The organism is Actinoplanes sp. OR16, assembly GCF_004001265.1.
Classification (GTDB): Bacteria; Actinomycetota; Actinomycetes; order Mycobacteriales; family Micromonosporaceae; genus Actinoplanes.
On the sequence record NZ_AP019371.1, the window covers coordinates 2,140,777 to 2,155,568 of the forward strand.

Genomic DNA, 14,792 nt, shown 5'->3' on the forward strand with positions numbered 1-14,792 from the left:
GCAATGCACTCGTCGATGGCCACAAGCGGTGGTACCCGGTCGCCCGGGCGTCAACGAGGCAAAGCCGACCCACCTTCACGGATGGCTTTCACTCCTGGCACCCCTCCCAACGACTTTCACTGGTTCAGATCGCCGCTGAACCCGGATTGAGCGTATCGGGTCTCACGGTATACACTCTGCTACGATTTGCCGTGGTACTTGATTGTCCGGGGCATCCCGCTAGTGTGCCAAGCGAAACTGGCACACACATGTGCTCGGTGCCTGAGGAGCGTAATGACCATGACACCCCACAACCTGCTCGCGAACGTGACGGCGGGCAAGGTCATCTACACCACCAACAGCGGTGTGCAAGTATGTGGGGACAGTCTGGATATCTTACCTCAACTGCCCGCAAACTCTGTCGATCTGATCGTGACCTCGCCGCCCTTTCCGCTGCTAAGGCAAAAAGAATACGGCAACGAAGATCAGCATGCGTATGTAGATTGGCTAGTTAGCTTTGCCAAAGCCGCCAAGGATGCACTAAAGGAAACCGGAAGCCTTGTAATCGATATCGGAGGCGCCTATCAGCGAGGCCGGCCGGTACGATCACTGCACCAGTATCGGGTTCTCATCGCTTTAGTTGACGATCTCGGGTACCAACTCGCCGAAGAGTTCTACTGGCACAATCCCGCCAAGCTTCCTTCTCCTATTGAATGGGTCAATAAGAGGAAGATTCGCGTCAAAGATTCCGTCAACACTGTGTGGTGGCTTTCCAAAACAGACTTCCCGAAGGTTAGCCTTGACTCGGTTCGGGTTCCATATTCGGAATCGATGCGACGGCTGCTGAAGAATCCTGAGAGCTACTATCGGCCGAAAGTCCGAGACTCCGGCCATTCGATCGGTAAGGCTTTCGGACTTGATAACGGCGGGGCCCTCCCTTCAAATCTGCTTTCGTATCCGAATTCAGACTCTAACGGTTTCTACATTAGGACCTGCAAGGAACTGGGCCTTCGATCGCATCCGGCAAGGTTTCCGGCTGCTCTCCCTGAGTTCTTTATCAAGATGCTAACTCATCAGAATGACTTCGTCCTGGACATTTTCGGTGGCTCGAATACTACCGGGCATGTCGCAGAAATCCTCGGGAGGAAATGGCTTTCGATCGAGAAAAGTCATGAGTACGCCGCCCTATCCGGCGTCCGTTTTCTTGAGGGAAAGCCCCTGCCGGAAATTCGTGAGATTCATCGAGCGATAGTGACTGGTGAAGGACCGAAGCTCTAGGGGAAGTGGCACCATCGTCACCGTATGTTACACGAAAGTGCGCTAACGATGGCGCAGCTTGCCCACACGACTTGTCGTGTGGGCAAGCCCAGTAATTGCGGGCCGTCGATTTCCTATAGTCTCGCAAGAACCACAAAGCCAAGCTTAGTTCAACAGGTCACGCAGCGACAAGATGGAAGCACTCGAAACCTCAGCGTCGAGTTTAAGCGCTCCGTCGTTCATTAAGGTTTCTAGAACGCGGTACGGGTCCTCATTCAAACCGGGACGCAGCGCTAATAGAAGATCACGTAATTCTCCATCTGGATCAACCGAGCCAACGTTGTAATTACTGCCGCTCATGGGGCCGAAGCCAGGTGCTCGCTCGACGGGTATGCCTTCACGCAATGCGTACGCAATACTAAGACGGCCGGCGTCGAGGACGTCTGTCAGGTTGAATTGATCCTTTATCCTTTTCGCTGCAGATTCTGCAGCGCTTGTGAAAGCCATATTCTTTTTGTATGCCTTCATTGGTGCATCGTCAGATTCGGATAGCCCTACCGTTTCCCCATTCATGCCGGAGCCCCTCGCTCGATCTCGGTATGCCGCGCCGACCGCCGGTACAGATGGTGTTCAGCGACCAGGCTGTGTGCCAGTTCATCGAGCGCAACAGACCGATCTAGCTCGTCATCGTGTACCAGCAACAAGACCTGATCCGTCAACTGAGGTAGAGCACGGAGGACATGACGTTTGTGTTTTCTGTCAAGTCGTCCAAATGGACTGTCGGTAATAATAGGACCGCTCATTGGGGAACAGCGCTGTAAGGCAGCGATTAGTGAAAGCGCGACAACGTGTTCATATCCGCTACTTCTGTTGACCACCGGGCGACCATCTTTGTGGAGGATTGTCAAGCCGTAGCTTTCATTGATCCGGAGCCTGTCATAATCCGGTTCTGCGGACAGCACACGGAAAACAGCGGTGGCGTCTTCTTCGATGCGCTCGCGCAGCCGCTCTCGGAAGTCTGCAACCGCAGCGTCTAAGAGCTCGTGGAGGCTGGTCAGCAGTGCTACCTTACGGTCTTGAGGGCCCGTCTCGTTATTCCCTGCTTTCGCCAGGCGATCAGACAGTTTGGCAACTGCGGCCTCCTTGCTGGCGAGTTCCCTACGCTCCTGTGCCAGCAGAGCTTTCGTGTTGCCAAGGCTCACTCGCGTATTCGCGTGGCGGTCCAGCAAGTCCAGCAAAGCAGCCTCGCTGCCTGGATCGTCCTTAAGCTGGGCCTCCAGGTCTTTCAGCTGCTGCTCGGCATCAGAGAGGTCTACCAACGTTTGCTCGGCCTCGCTTTCGAGCCGAGCGATCAGTGAGGCGTCGCCCTTGAGCCTGCGCAACGCACGCTGCCGATTACGCAAGGTAATCAGTTGAGTGTCGAGCGCCGCCGGATCGTCTACTGGAAGTTCACCGGGTGGCGTAGCCTGTGGCTGAAGAGGATCGGTCACTTGTCCGCAAGTTGGACACTGACCGCCCGCGATGAGCTCAGCTAGTCGAGCGGTGGCGGCGTGCGCCACGACGGCGTCGTTTCGTCGCTTGGTGACGTCGTCGATCTCTTCGTCGAGCTGGGCGAGCATCTTTTGTGCTGCCGGCTCTAGTACGGCACGCCAAGCGGATCCCGACAGCGCTTTGAGATCCGTGAGCAAGTCATCGTGGCGCTGCCGTAAACGTTCAACCTCCTCGCGTTTAGCGTTTCTCTTTCCAAGCCGCTCGCGTAACCGCGTTACCGACGCAAGCTGCTTCTCGAGGTCCGCAACGCTGCCCGTGAGCTCGTCCACCTTGCCCGTCAAATCTCGGACGTTCTCGCGCAGCTGGTCCGCGCTTTCAGTAGCGAGCTGCAGACTATTTCCCAAGTCTCGTGTGCTCTTATCTCGCTGCGCCGCTTTTGCCTGGTCAGCTCGAGCGCTCTTCAGCAATGCGGCAACGCCGGCTCGGGCCTGGGTTAGCACAGGTACACCGAGGATCCGCTCGATGGCATCCTTGAGGCGCTCTCCCACCTCGCTGCCCGCGTTCAAGAGCTGCTCGTACTCTTGCAACAACTCTGCGTCAAAGAGGAAGAACCGGCCGATTTGCTTCGGGAGAAGACGAGCAAGTTCTCGATCGCGCTCTTCAGGGCCGAGGACATCGCCATCACGCAACAGACTCAGCTGTTCGCGGAAGTCAGCACGACTTATCGCCGCCCGGGTCGGATCATAAGGCTTGAATGCTCGGGTTAACTTGTACCTGTGGCCGTTGTATCGGAAAGCCAGGACCGTCTTGAAGCCGCGCGCCCCCGCGTTCTCCGGAGCCTCGCTATTGCCCACTGTGACTAGGTCTATACTCAAGGACCCGCGGCCCAGTACGACGCCGAATAGTGCATACCTTAAAGCGTTGAGTAATGTGGTCTTCCCCCGCCCGTTCTCTCCCCATAGAAGCTCAACACCAGGCTTATCCGCGAACGTGAACTTCTGGGTTCCCCGATACGGGCCGAAATCTGTGAGTTCCAGACTCTCAAGCCGAAGCATTTAGGCAGCCTCTCTTGATAGAAAGGTTTCTATGATCCGAGACAGTGATCGGGCTGCCGCCGGTCCATCATCAAGGTTGTCACGCTGCGCGGCAAGGATCGCGTGGAGGAGGTCTGCAGGGATGTCGGGATACTCTGCTTCTCGCAGCTCCTCCGTGGCAAGCAGGACATCCTCTACCGTGGCCTGCGGTAGCGCACGCGTTATTTCCGAACCAGCTAGCTCCCTGTCAGTCATCGTCGTCCTCCGTCTCGACCCCATCGGCGGCATCGGCAACTCCACTGGCGGCTACTCGAACACCGTGCTGGATACAAATCTGTTCCACCTGAGTCAGTGCTTGTGGATTGGCTGCTCCGTGCGCGAAGTCAAGCACACGGCCAAGCTCACCCGCTAGTAGCCTGTCGCTGGCTCTTGGTCGATATTCCAAGCCTTCGGCCGGCGAGTTTGTGGCGAAGCTGGGTGTCGTTATAGCGTCGTGCAGCCGAGCGATCGTCTTCCCCGGGTAGCGTCGGAGGATCCGCCCGCGTCGTTGGATGAATTCTCGTGGGTTCCGGCTGCTTGCGAGTATCAGCGCATGGGTTACAGCAGGTAGGTCGATCCCCTCGTCGAGACAGCGGATGCTGACAACGATCCCTCCGTTGAGCTCCAGTTCAGCGAGAGTGGCCTCTCGATCTCCCGCCATTCCGGAATGGTACTCGAGCGTCGGCAGGCCAGCGGCAGCCAAGGTACTTCGGACCTGCTGAAGCTGCGCAAGGCCGTCACAGTAGACCAACCACCTCTGCCCGTCCTGCCAGTGCTCGAGTAAGACTCGACGAGCCATATCAACCTTGCCTGCGGCTCGTTTTAAAACCCTGGCGCGAGCTATTGCTAGACGTCGAAGTCGCTCATTAGCCTCCAAGTCGTCAAGCGCGTCACCGCGGCGGCCAGATTCACGCCGAATGCGGCGGCTGATTTCGTCATACTCGTCTTGCTCTGCTGGCGTGAGCGGCACTGGGTGCGGATGGTATGTATATGGTGTGAGAACACGATCGCGGATCGCGTCTGTCAGGGAATAGGGCGGATGTAAGATACCCCCGAAGTATTCTAAAATCGCCGCTGATCCCTCACTATCGCCAGCTCGCCGCGGGGTCGCACTTAGGCCGAGACGCCAACCTGCGTCGAGAGTGAGCAGATTACGCGCCTGTGGACTACCTAGGCGATGTGCTTCGTCTGCCACTACAAGCAATCGTTGGTGGCTGTGGACTCTGGCCCGGAATGCCTCAGAACTTGCTGTTGCGATTGTGGCTAGGGTGATACGGCATCCATCGCCAGGCGCAGTCCAAGGACGGAGCAATTCTCGGCGACGCCAGTCATCATGCCCGTCGCCTGCCAGCAGGATCTGGGGATTTAGGTCGGAGAGATATTGATTCAGTTCGCGCTGCCACTGGGTAAGGAGGAGAGCACTTGGTACGAGGACTAGGACCTTCCCGCTATCCTCGATTACCGAGCGGATGGCATTAATCGCCGTATAAGTCTTTCCGCTACCAGTCGCATGCTCTAGTAGCCCCTGCCGCCCGTTGAGCTGCCAGGCGGCTAGCGCCTGCACCTGGTGATCCCGAAGTGGGCGAGCAGCGCCACTAGTTTTTGCGCGTATTGCAGACTCGGCTATTACCTCATCTACCAGCACTTCCCAGTCTTCGGAACCTGCCTCTCGAATGAGTTTCTTAGCAGCATCCGAGAGATGCCGAACACGCACTCCGGGAGCTTCGTCGTCCCATAGCGACTGGAATCGGTTCTGCGCCTTGTCGAGGCGCCGCCCATCCCGTTCGCCGGTCCACGAAGTGAAAACGTCGATGCTTTCGAGATTGCCGTCGGCTGCCAGTCCGAGATAGGTTTCATTCATCGAGCCGCGGAATCCGACCGAGTCATTAGACGAGTCCCTAAAGATGCCAACCTTATCGTGAAACATCCGCCGGTCGGAAGCCGATGCACTTTCGTTCATGAGAGCCAAGCGAATATCGATTACGCCGCTGGCTATTAAGCCGGCTAGAACGCGGGTTGGCTTACGTGATCGGTCACCGTTCAGAAGTATGCGCAGTTCCGCGACCAAGGCTTTAGATAGCTCTTCGTTTTCGAGTGCCTCCTGACCTTCCCGCAAGCCCGTCAGATCTCCTTCTGAGAATACTGGCGAGCAAATAATCCTCATTCGTCCGCCCGCATTTACGAATTCTTTCAGCGCGGGCCAAGCTATTGAGAATACTGCCGAGGAAAAATATCCCGATATGCGGTCGTATTGAGTCGCACTACGCATGCAGGGTAGATAAAATTCCTCGGCTAGATCATTCTCGCCCTTATCGTAACTCTCTTCGAAATTGAAATCACGGAGTCGCTTCACCAGAGCTGCCCTTGCGCTCGGCGCGGCTCCGCCATAGAAGGATTGCTGGAGTTGCTGGAATCTGCCAATAAATCATCACGGCTCAGCTCGTCCCTTCTGAGTAGGCCCTGAACCAGATCCGCTGCGCGGATCGCAACTACATGCTCCTGTAAACCAGCGCTTCTGATGCTTCTATTTTGTTCGGAAATGCCCTGGATTGCTGCTTCGTGAACTGTTGTCGCGGCTACCTGTACACCCTTAGAATAAGGAAATTCGCCGTGGGCCCGAGAATCCCACAATACGAAAACGTCGAATTCTGAAATATATCCGGCGAGAATTAGCAAAGAGCCCGGCTCCTCTTCCAGACGGCCGCGAGTCTTTGGTCGTTGCCGAGGAAGACGTAGCTGAATCCGATAATCCCCCGCCCGTCGCTCCGACGGGTGGTCCGTTGCGTTGAACAGGTAGAGGCGCAAGCGAGGAGGCAGCGGGGATCCTGTCCGCAGGTCGAGTGGTTTAACCTCGAGGGCAGCTTCTGCTGGCATCTCAAGCAGCCGATCACCGAGGGCCCTGCAGAAGCGTCGGTGTAGTTTCTCGAGGGACCATCGTGCAGGGTTCTCCTGGCTTGCCACCGCCTTAGGGTACGCTGGGTCATGGAGTGGTCTAGCTGCCCTTGCAGGCAGTGGGTATACCGCCAAGCGTTCTCTTGGTGACGCTTGTGGCTCGAGGTCGAGCCCGGAGGGTTCAAGCTGCACGATCAGACACTCCCATAGGGGTCTGACATTCTAAGTTGTTCCAGGGCCCTCACGGCTGTAACTGTCAGCCGCCGACCAACCGCAGGTGAACGGTTCGCCATCTCAGTCGGCCTTGACCTTGTGGTCGGCGCCTCGCTGCAAGGGTGTAGTAGCTCCGCTTACCTGGGCCGTCTGCGGAACTGGATGCCGCGTCAGCATCGAGGATGGCGCCACCGCGGACCGCGGTGGTCAGAGCCGGAGTGCCCCGCCGGAGGTGTCGTAAGCCCCATCCTAACGGCCCGACTGCGCTATTGGACGACACGCGCGGCGCATCGGCCGCGCCGTCGGCTCCGGCCCTGAGTGTTGGCCACCCTGAAGCGTCACGCGGCGGTGCGTCGTCCATCGGCGCCCGGAACGACGCACGTAAGCGGCATTCCGAGTGCCGTGCACGCTGGCGCGCATGCGAGTTGCTCACGGTCGCGCCAGCACCGCCGACATCAACTCGCGGACTCGGAGTCGTCAGGATTTGCGCACGTGGTCAGCTCGACGATTCCTTCGGCTTCTTCGACGACGTCGGCTACGGCTTCGTACTCGACAACCTGTGCGTGTAGCGCCTCGAGGCGATGGGCGGCCTGACGGAGTCGCTCGGCTTCAAGGGTGAGCGCAACGCGGATGTCAGCATCCTCGATGTGTTCCAAAGCGACCTCATCGTCAAGGTCGAGGACTACTTCCTCTGCGAGCGTGCTCAGAGTACCCGCGATCCAGGTCAGTAATTCCACCTGCGCCGCCAAGGCTTCCACCACCTCGCCGCCAGCCAGAGCTTCCTCAGCGCGTTGTTGTGCTGGTTGGGGAACGGTCACGAGCGGCGGCCCGCCGGCGTTCCGGCTCATGACGACCGCCCCGAGCTGCAAAGCTGGTGTGAATGCCGGGTAGTCGTCACCCATCTCGTCGACGACGGTCGTATCCGGCACAGCAATCGGAACGACTTCGGCAAGCGTAACTACGTGTCGATCAGCGTCTTGGCGTAGGCTGGGGTCAATCCGGGTGGTTCCGGCGATGATCATAGGAGTGTCAGCAGGCAGTCGAGCTAGGGCCGCTGCGAGATGGCCAGCGTTGTGAATCACGATCTGGCGTTCGCCGAGGCATTTCGTAACCGCTGCGAACGCTTCGCCGGCTTGGCGCTGGAAGTCTTCCCATCGGATTTCCACGAAGCTCCTTAAGATTGTTCGGCTTTACCTCTTGTTTGTCGCGGTCGGTGACAGCAGTCGATGGCCGAGCTCGAAGCAGAGACCCGCCTCGCTGCCACCGATCGGCCAATTCGTCGCCAAGCCCTGCCCATCGCTGCGGGACGGATCGTGTACAACGGCCCCGGTGTCCCGGGCCGTACGGGCCAAGGCCAGCCGCTGCGACGGCTATGGCTTGGATGCCAGCGATTCGGGCATGTTGAGCGCCAGCACGCTGAGGTCGGCCAGGGACGTGCGGCCGTCTCCGTCTCCAGCGATCGCCCACACCTCTTCTGCTGGGGACTGCCCGCGGAGCACCGCATGATCTCGTGCGCCGGTCGCCATCGGTACTACTGGAGGCAGTTCAGCGAGCCGGGTCCGGAAATTGCGCTCACGGGCAGCGGAGTGAAACCAGAACAGCACCGGCCACGCTCGCCCGATCTCGGCAAACAGCTTGCGGTAGCCGACGAGTTTGCCAATCAAGACGCCGAGTTGTTCAGTCCCCGTGTCGTACTCGAGGAAGAACGGAACGACCTTGTCACCTTCCGCCCAAACGCCGTAGCCATCCGGTCGTATGTGCGGCTGGTAGGCGCGGATCAGGACGGGATCGTCCGGTTGGGCGAAGGTACCGGCACGTTGGCAGGCCGCCTCTGGCAACCACTGTCGCAGCGAACCGTTCGAGTGGGTGCAGGCGTGGCCGGCAAGGTCGGTGAAGAACTGGTTGACGCCGAGCCGGTGGGTGAGGGTGTGGGTTGAGGTCCATCGGCGGCGTTCGAGGCGAGCGTGGTCGCGGCGCGGTGGCCGTTCGTCGCGGGCCGCACCGACGACTTCGGCGCCGAGTTGGTCGATGAGCCAGTGGTACGGGTACGAGCCGCCGTCGGCGCGCTGAGGGCGGAACCGGGCGATCAGCCGCAGCTGGTACAGGGTACGCAGACGTCGCTGGCAGAAGTCCAGCGACGGGAACAGAGCGGTTGCGACCTGGAACGTGGTGAGGACGCCATGGTCGTAGAGCCAGCCCAGCAGGACCCGGTCGCGGGCGGTGAGCTGGGACTGCACCCGCAGGACGGGATCATCCATGACGTACCCCCGGGGAGACCCGGACGATTGCAGGGTCTGTCGGAGCACATGCCCCTGGCGGCGACAGCTGCCCTGACCTGCACTGTGAGGCGGGTGTGGGGGTCCGTTCGGGGGTCCGCTTGAAGACTGACATCAACACTGACGACAAGGCTGACGTCCGCACTGATGCCCGAACCGTTGTCGGTGGCAAGTACGAGAACTGCAACAGAGATCTCCTCGATCTTCGAAAGGTTGTGGAGGTGCCGGCCGACCGCCTGGACTTCTGCACACTCGCGCTGGCCGAGTTCTAACAAGATCCACCGGCACGGAACAGAAGTGAGCAGCGCTATGGGTGCGCTGCGGGTACGGGCGGCTTCAACCCTGCCCGCTCGGAGTGCCGGCGCGGGCGAGAGTGCGGCATCGGGTTACCGACGCGAGCTCGGGTCCGGACGGTTGCCGCTGCGAGGCGCGTACCAGCGACGCCAACCTCAAAACGGGGTTTGTCAGCTCCGGCGAACACTTACCGGTCTAACAGATTTCTGACAAGCCGCCGAGAATCTCTGACAGTGCAGGTCAGCGGCATTCCGAAGGATTCGGTGCGATGCCTCAGCATGATCGACCGAGCTGTCAGTCAGTTGTACACAACCGACTGACAGCGCATTCCGCAAGTCGATGTACCGGGCCTGTCAGACCGCCAGATCCGGTGCTGATCAAGGCGCTGACCTGCACTGTCAGACTTTCGTCAGGTCTGTCAGAACTCTGTTAGATCGATGAGTGTTCGCCGGAGCTGACAAAAGCCGGTTTGAGAGTGCCAGCGCAACCCGTCCGCGCCGGCGGCCAGCAGCCGGGATGCGCCCGGTGTCGGTCCGTCTCTTGTGACAGGAGCACTCTCGCCGTGAACGCCACCACCGACCCGAACCTCTCCACCGACCACCGCGAAAGCCCGTGGACGGCGGACCGCATCCGCGCCCTGGGCGCCGTCACCAACCTACCCACCGCCGCACAGATCTTCGGCCTCGGCCGGTCCCTCGCCTACGACCTCGCCCGCACCGACGACTTCCCGGCACCGGTCATCCGTGCCGGCACCCGCTACCGCGTACCAGTCGCCGGCATCCTCGCCGTCCTCGGCATCCCTTCCAGCGGCGACTTGACGACGTCGGCGACACGAAGCGTGGATCACCACGACGGAATCAGAACGACCGCCGTCGACGACCACGCGACGCAGGGAGAATCGTGACCAGCGAAGGATCCATCACCAAACGGTGCGGCTGCAAAGACCCCGCCACCGGACGACGACTCAACAGCGGCTGCCCAAAACTACGCCGCACCGGCGGCTCCTGGAGCACCGCCCACGGCACCTGGGGCTACCAACTCGAACTCCCCGCCGCCCCCGGACGCAGCCGCCGGGTACTACGCCGCAGCGGCTTCGACGACCGCGACACCACCCGCACCGAACTCGACCACGCCCGCTCTCTGCTCGCCCTGGCCGGCGACGACACCGGCCTCGCCGTACAGATCGGCGACCTGCTGCAAGCCTGCAAGAACGGCGCCCCGCTACCCGACCGGGATACCGTCGCCGCCCGCGTCCGCGCCGGTGTCCCCGCCACCGTGCCGACCACCACCGGCGAATACCTCACCGACTGGCTGGCCGCACGACGCGGGCTCTCCCCCAAGACCATCCGAGGGTACGGCGACCACATCCGCTCCTACCTAATCCTCCACCTCGGCGACATCCCGTTGCAAGGTCTGCGGCCTAGCCACATCCAACTCATGTTCACAGCACTCGACGAGCGCAACGAACAGATCCGCACCGCGCGAGCGAGCACCGATCCGGTCGTGCGCGCCGAGTTTCGCGGTATCCGGCCGATGGGCGCGTCGAGCATGATCCGGCTGTACGCCACCCTGCGGGTAGCACTCAACGACGCCGTCCGCCGTGCCCGCCTCATCCCCACCAACCCGGCCCTCGGCATCGAACTCGAACCTGGCACCCGCCCGAAGGCACGCGTCTGGACACCGAAAGCGATCGAACTGTGGAAGGCCACCGGTGAGCGGCCTAGCCCGGTGATGGTGTGGAGGCCCGAGCAGGCCTGCCAGTTCCTCGACTACGCCCAACGCCACGACGCCGTCCTGCACCCGCTGTTCGAGCTCATCCTGCACCGCGAACTACGCCGCGGTGAAGCCGTGGGGCTGCGTGACTACGACGTCGACCTCAACGAGGCCTACCTCAGCATCGTCCAGCAGATCACCACCGTCGGCTACGCCCCCGTAACCCGTAAGGTCAAGAGCGACGCCGGTGACCGGATCATCCCGCTCGGGCCCACCACCGTCGCCGGACTCACCGCCTACCTCGACATGCGTAACCGCTGGCAGCAGGTGAGCGGTGACAGCTGGCCGGACACCGGCTTGTTCTTCGTCCGCCCCGACGGTCAACCCTGGCATCCCCAGACCATCAGCGATCGCTTCGATCACCTCGTCACCAAGAGCAGGTTACCGCCGGTCAGGTTGCACGATCTCCGCCACTGCGCAGCCACTTATCTACGCCACGGCGGCGCCGACATGAAGGAGATCCAGGAAGTCCTCGGCCACTCCACGATCGGCCTCACCTCCGACACCTACACCTCGGTCATCCTCGAACTGCGACGCCCGAATGCCGACGCGGCTGCCAACCTCATCCCCCGCGAAGCGGCATAACAGTCACAACCGAAAGTAAGGCCGACCCTCACCGATGAGGGTCGGCTTTGCTTCGTTCGCGACTGGGAGTGGAGCAGTACCTGCGGAGCCTCGTCGAGGAGGGCACGGGTTTCAAGGCTCGCGTCTTAAAGCTCGCCCGCCGCCTTCAGCAGCAGAACTGCCAGCAGCCCGGATACCGATCCGGCTCCGACGATCATGCCGTCGGCGATGTGCTGTCGGACCTCGTGAAGGGGGATCCAGGCGATGCGCTCGGCCTCGTTGATGTCCGGGGCCGAGCGGGTGAAGTCGGCACCGCGGGCCAGGTAGACGACGTTGTCCTGATCGATGGTGCCGACCATCGGTTGAAAGCCGATCAGCTTCTCGATGGCTCGTGGTCGCCAGCCTGTCTCTTCCTCGACCTCGCGTGCCGCGCACACCATCGGGTCCTCGTCCGGGTCGAGGTAGCCGCCGGGTAGTTCCCAGACCCATCGGTTGATGACGAACCGATGCCGCCACATCATCAGCACACGCTGTTCGTCGTCGACGACAACGACCATCGCGGCGCCGGGAACCCGAAGAACGTACTGCTCGAACCGCACGCCGTCGGGTAGCTCCACGTCGGCGATGCTGAGCACCGCACGTCTCGTGTCGTCGATGACACGCTCACCGTGGATCGTCCATTCGCTGGCTCGCTTCGGCTCCACGCTCATGAACGCACGCTAGCCGCGAATACTCGACGCAACCTCAGTTAAGCAACGTCGGCTCGGCTTCACACCCGCGGTCTTCGACTATCCAGAGCAAGCTGGTGTCCCCGGTGGGATGGTGCGTGGTGAGCAACGTCCTGAGCGCCGCGACCTCGATGTGTCCAAGCGCTTCCGCCAGTCGTCGGTAGGTCACGAAGTCGACGCCTCGGCGCCGGGCCGCCCGCTCCCAATCCGGCAGCGCCGCGAGGGTATCGGCGGCGGGAGGCTGATGCCGTCTGGGCCTGGCCGCTTTGGCTCGTTCGGCTTCGAGTTCGGTGGTTCCCATGGTTCGCACGGCGAGCCGCTCCGCGTCGCCAATGGAGGCGGTGCCGGCCAGGATGGGAATGAGCGGGTTGATGTTGGCGACGGCGGCCAGGTCGAGATCGAGGGCGGTGGGGCTTCGGTCGGTGAGGTGTACGGGTAGTCCGGCGTCTCGTATCTCAACCGTTCCGCGCAGGCCGAGGGCCGCGGAGGCGAGAAGGGCCGTGGCTTCGGTGGGGTGCCAGCGCAGGATGCGCAGGTAGGGCTTCCAGATCTCGGGGTCGAGTGTGTGCACCGTTGCGTGGCTCGCGGCGCGTTGCCATACGAGGTTCTCGGTCAGCTCGCCGTCGAGGCCGGGCCCGGCTACCCACACCTCGGCTGGGAGCGACAGGCAGCTGGCGGCCGTCAACGCGTCGGCGAAAGGGCTTCGCAGACCTGGGTCGTCCGGCTGCCCGAGGAGATCTCCGCCGACGTCGACCAGGCGGATGTGATCAGCGTGCAGTTCCCGCGCCGCGCTCTCGATCTGTTCTCGCATGCCTTGGGCACCGCGGGACGGATCCAGCAATGCCAGTGGCAACGGCAGCTCACCCGCCAGACGTGGCAATGTGGATCCGGCTGGGGCGATGGGCCGACTGTGGGATGTGACCTGCCACCAGCCTCGACGGCTTTCCAGCCGTGCGAAGTCGGCTGCGCTTCGCGGGCCGGGCAGAGGGTCGATGAGCAACCGGTCCCAGGCCATCGTCGCGATTCCCACGGCCTTGTCCGGGATCAGTGCCGAGAGGGCCGCTGCCGCGATGGCGTCGCCGCCTCCGCCAGCGGCGACCAGGAGGGTCCCCATCGAATCAGCCTATCGATGACATACTGATCGTGGTGGCCAGTGGGCTATGCCAGTGTCAGAAGGTTGCGAGTTGCCGGAGATTCAGCGGGTCCTGCCCAAGTACATGCAGATCGCCAACTACGTACGCGATCAGATCCTGCGCGGTGATCTGACGCCCGGCGACGAGGTGCCTTCCGAACGGCAGATCTCCGCCGAGTGGACGGTTGCCCGGCCGACCGCCGCACGAGCTCTGGAGGCGCTGCGCCAGCAGGGCTTCGTCGAGAGCCGGCAGGGGTCGGGCACGTTCGTGCGTGACCGCATGAGGCCCAACCGCCTGGCGCGGGAACGGTACTCCCGGGCACGGGACACCGGAAAGATCTATCCCGCGAACGAACGCGCGACGATCCTTGCCGCCGACTACGACGCCGCCCCCGATGACGTTGCCGAGGCGCTCGGTATCGACGCCGGCGCCCAGGTCATACGTCGTCAGCGGTTGATTCACGCCGATGATGAACCCGTCGAGCTGTCCACCGCCTGGTACGCGGGCTTACTCGGCGAACAGGCACCGAATCTGTTGATCCGGGAACGGATCCGCGCCGGCACCACGGCCTACGTGGAAAAGACGACCGGTCGCCGGATTCGTTACGCCAGGGACGAGATGAGCTCTCGCCTGGCGACCGCAGTCGAACGCGAGCATCTGCGCCTGCCGGAGCCGTCAGCGGTCCTACTCGTCCGCCATGTGGTCTACGACGTTGAAGACCGGCCCCTCGAGTTCACCGAAGCCGTCTACCCGCCGGGACGCTGGGCGTTCGAGACGACATACCCGGTGGCCTGAGCTTCCGGACCCACTCCTGACAACGGCCAGTCAATCGGTCGTTGCACACCGCAACTGGCCTATGCCACACTGCACTTAAGTGGCATAGGCCAGTTCATCCAACTGGTTTACGCGCGTTGGCGCTACTTCGATCGTGTGCTCTGCACCGCAGGAGAGGGCGGACATGGCGGGAAACACGTACTACGCGACTTCAGCCGGGCAACTCCTCGCACAGGCTCAGGCCGTCCTGGACGAGCACGTGACGAGCAGCCAGACCGGCCGCTGCCTGGCCTGCGGCGTCTTGGGCCCCTGCTGGCGCCGGGAGAACGCCGTGGTGATTTTCTC

The 14,792-nt window shown here is 61.7% G+C and carries 13 protein-coding genes; 5 read left to right on the forward strand and 8 right to left on the reverse strand.

Going from position 1 to position 14,792, the window contains the following annotated elements:
- Nucleotides 1-273 precede the first annotated feature (273 nt).
- Complete coding sequence (locus EP757_RS09920) at nt 274-1,257, forward strand: site-specific DNA-methyltransferase (protein ID WP_232050445.1); 984 nt, start codon at nt 274-276, stop codon at nt 1,255-1,257.
- A gap of 144 nt (nt 1,258-1,401) precedes the next feature.
- Here EP757_RS09920 and EP757_RS09925 read toward each other — a convergent pair whose 3' ends face one another.
- From EP757_RS09925 to EP757_RS09945, 6 genes are all read right to left on the reverse strand, one after another.
- Entirely contained in the window at nt 1,402-1,764 is a 363-nt protein-coding gene (locus EP757_RS09925; protein WP_127544118.1) for a hypothetical protein, read from the reverse strand.
- A gap of 41 nt (nt 1,765-1,805) precedes the next feature.
- Nucleotides 1,806-3,782, reverse strand: a complete 1,977-nt coding sequence (locus EP757_RS09930) for an AAA family ATPase (protein WP_127544120.1) — start codon at nt 3,780-3,782, stop codon at nt 1,806-1,808.
- Nucleotides 3,783-4,008: 226 nt separating this feature from the next.
- Complete coding sequence (locus EP757_RS09935; RefSeq protein WP_127544122.1) at nt 4,009-6,153, reverse strand: DEAD/DEAH box helicase family protein; 2,145 nt, start codon at nt 6,151-6,153, stop codon at nt 4,009-4,011.
- Nucleotides 6,150-6,674 carry a hypothetical protein gene (locus tag EP757_RS44775; protein ID WP_370457791.1) on the reverse strand — a complete coding sequence of 175 codons (525 nt, stop codon included), beginning with the start codon at nt 6,672-6,674 and terminating at the stop codon, nt 6,150-6,152. Before EP757_RS44775 ends, EP757_RS09935 begins: the two co-directional genes overlap by 4 nt.
- Before the next feature lie 686 nt (nt 6,675-7,360).
- Nucleotides 7,361-8,071 carry a hypothetical protein gene (locus EP757_RS09940; protein WP_127544124.1) on the reverse strand — a complete coding sequence of 237 codons (711 nt, stop codon included), beginning with the start codon at nt 8,069-8,071 and terminating at the stop codon, nt 7,361-7,363.
- 204 nt (nt 8,072-8,275) lie between these two features.
- On the reverse strand, nt 8,276-9,163 hold the full coding sequence (locus EP757_RS09945) for a replication-relaxation family protein (protein ID WP_127544126.1): 888 nt from the start codon (nt 9,161-9,163) through the stop codon (nt 8,276-8,278).
- 119 nt (nt 9,164-9,282) lie between these two features.
- Here EP757_RS09945 and EP757_RS42755 point away from each other — a divergent pair, with 119 nt between their 5' ends.
- From EP757_RS42755 to EP757_RS09955, 3 genes are all read left to right on the forward strand, one after another.
- Nucleotides 9,283-9,453 carry a hypothetical protein gene (locus EP757_RS42755; protein WP_160165780.1) on the forward strand — a complete coding sequence of 57 codons (171 nt, stop codon included), beginning with the start codon at nt 9,283-9,285 and terminating at the stop codon, nt 9,451-9,453.
- 584 nt (nt 9,454-10,037) lie between these two features.
- Nucleotides 10,038-10,379 carry a helix-turn-helix domain-containing protein gene (locus tag EP757_RS09950; RefSeq protein ID WP_232050446.1) on the forward strand — a complete coding sequence of 114 codons (342 nt, stop codon included), beginning with the start codon at nt 10,038-10,040 and terminating at the stop codon, nt 10,377-10,379.
- Nucleotides 10,376-11,833, forward strand: a complete 1,458-nt coding sequence (locus tag EP757_RS09955; protein ID WP_127544128.1) for a tyrosine-type recombinase/integrase — start codon at nt 10,376-10,378, stop codon at nt 11,831-11,833. Before EP757_RS09950 ends, EP757_RS09955 begins: the two co-directional genes overlap by 4 nt.
- A gap of 125 nt (nt 11,834-11,958) precedes the next feature.
- Here the strand turns inward: EP757_RS09955 and EP757_RS09960 are convergent, their stop codons facing one another.
- Both EP757_RS09960 and EP757_RS09965 read right to left on the reverse strand, forming a co-directional pair.
- Complete coding sequence (locus tag EP757_RS09960; RefSeq protein WP_127544130.1) at nt 11,959-12,522, reverse strand: NUDIX hydrolase; 564 nt, start codon at nt 12,520-12,522, stop codon at nt 11,959-11,961.
- A gap of 34 nt (nt 12,523-12,556) precedes the next feature.
- Entirely contained in the window at nt 12,557-13,654 is a 1,098-nt protein-coding gene (locus tag EP757_RS09965) for a DUF1152 domain-containing protein (RefSeq protein ID WP_127544131.1), read from the reverse strand.
- Between the two features lie 103 nt (nt 13,655-13,757).
- Here EP757_RS09965 and EP757_RS09970 point away from each other — a divergent pair, with 103 nt between their 5' ends.
- Nucleotides 13,758-14,468 carry a GntR family transcriptional regulator gene (locus EP757_RS09970; protein WP_232050447.1) on the forward strand — a complete coding sequence of 237 codons (711 nt, stop codon included), beginning with the start codon at nt 13,758-13,760 and terminating at the stop codon, nt 14,466-14,468.
- Nucleotides 14,469-14,792: the final 324 nt, after the last annotated feature.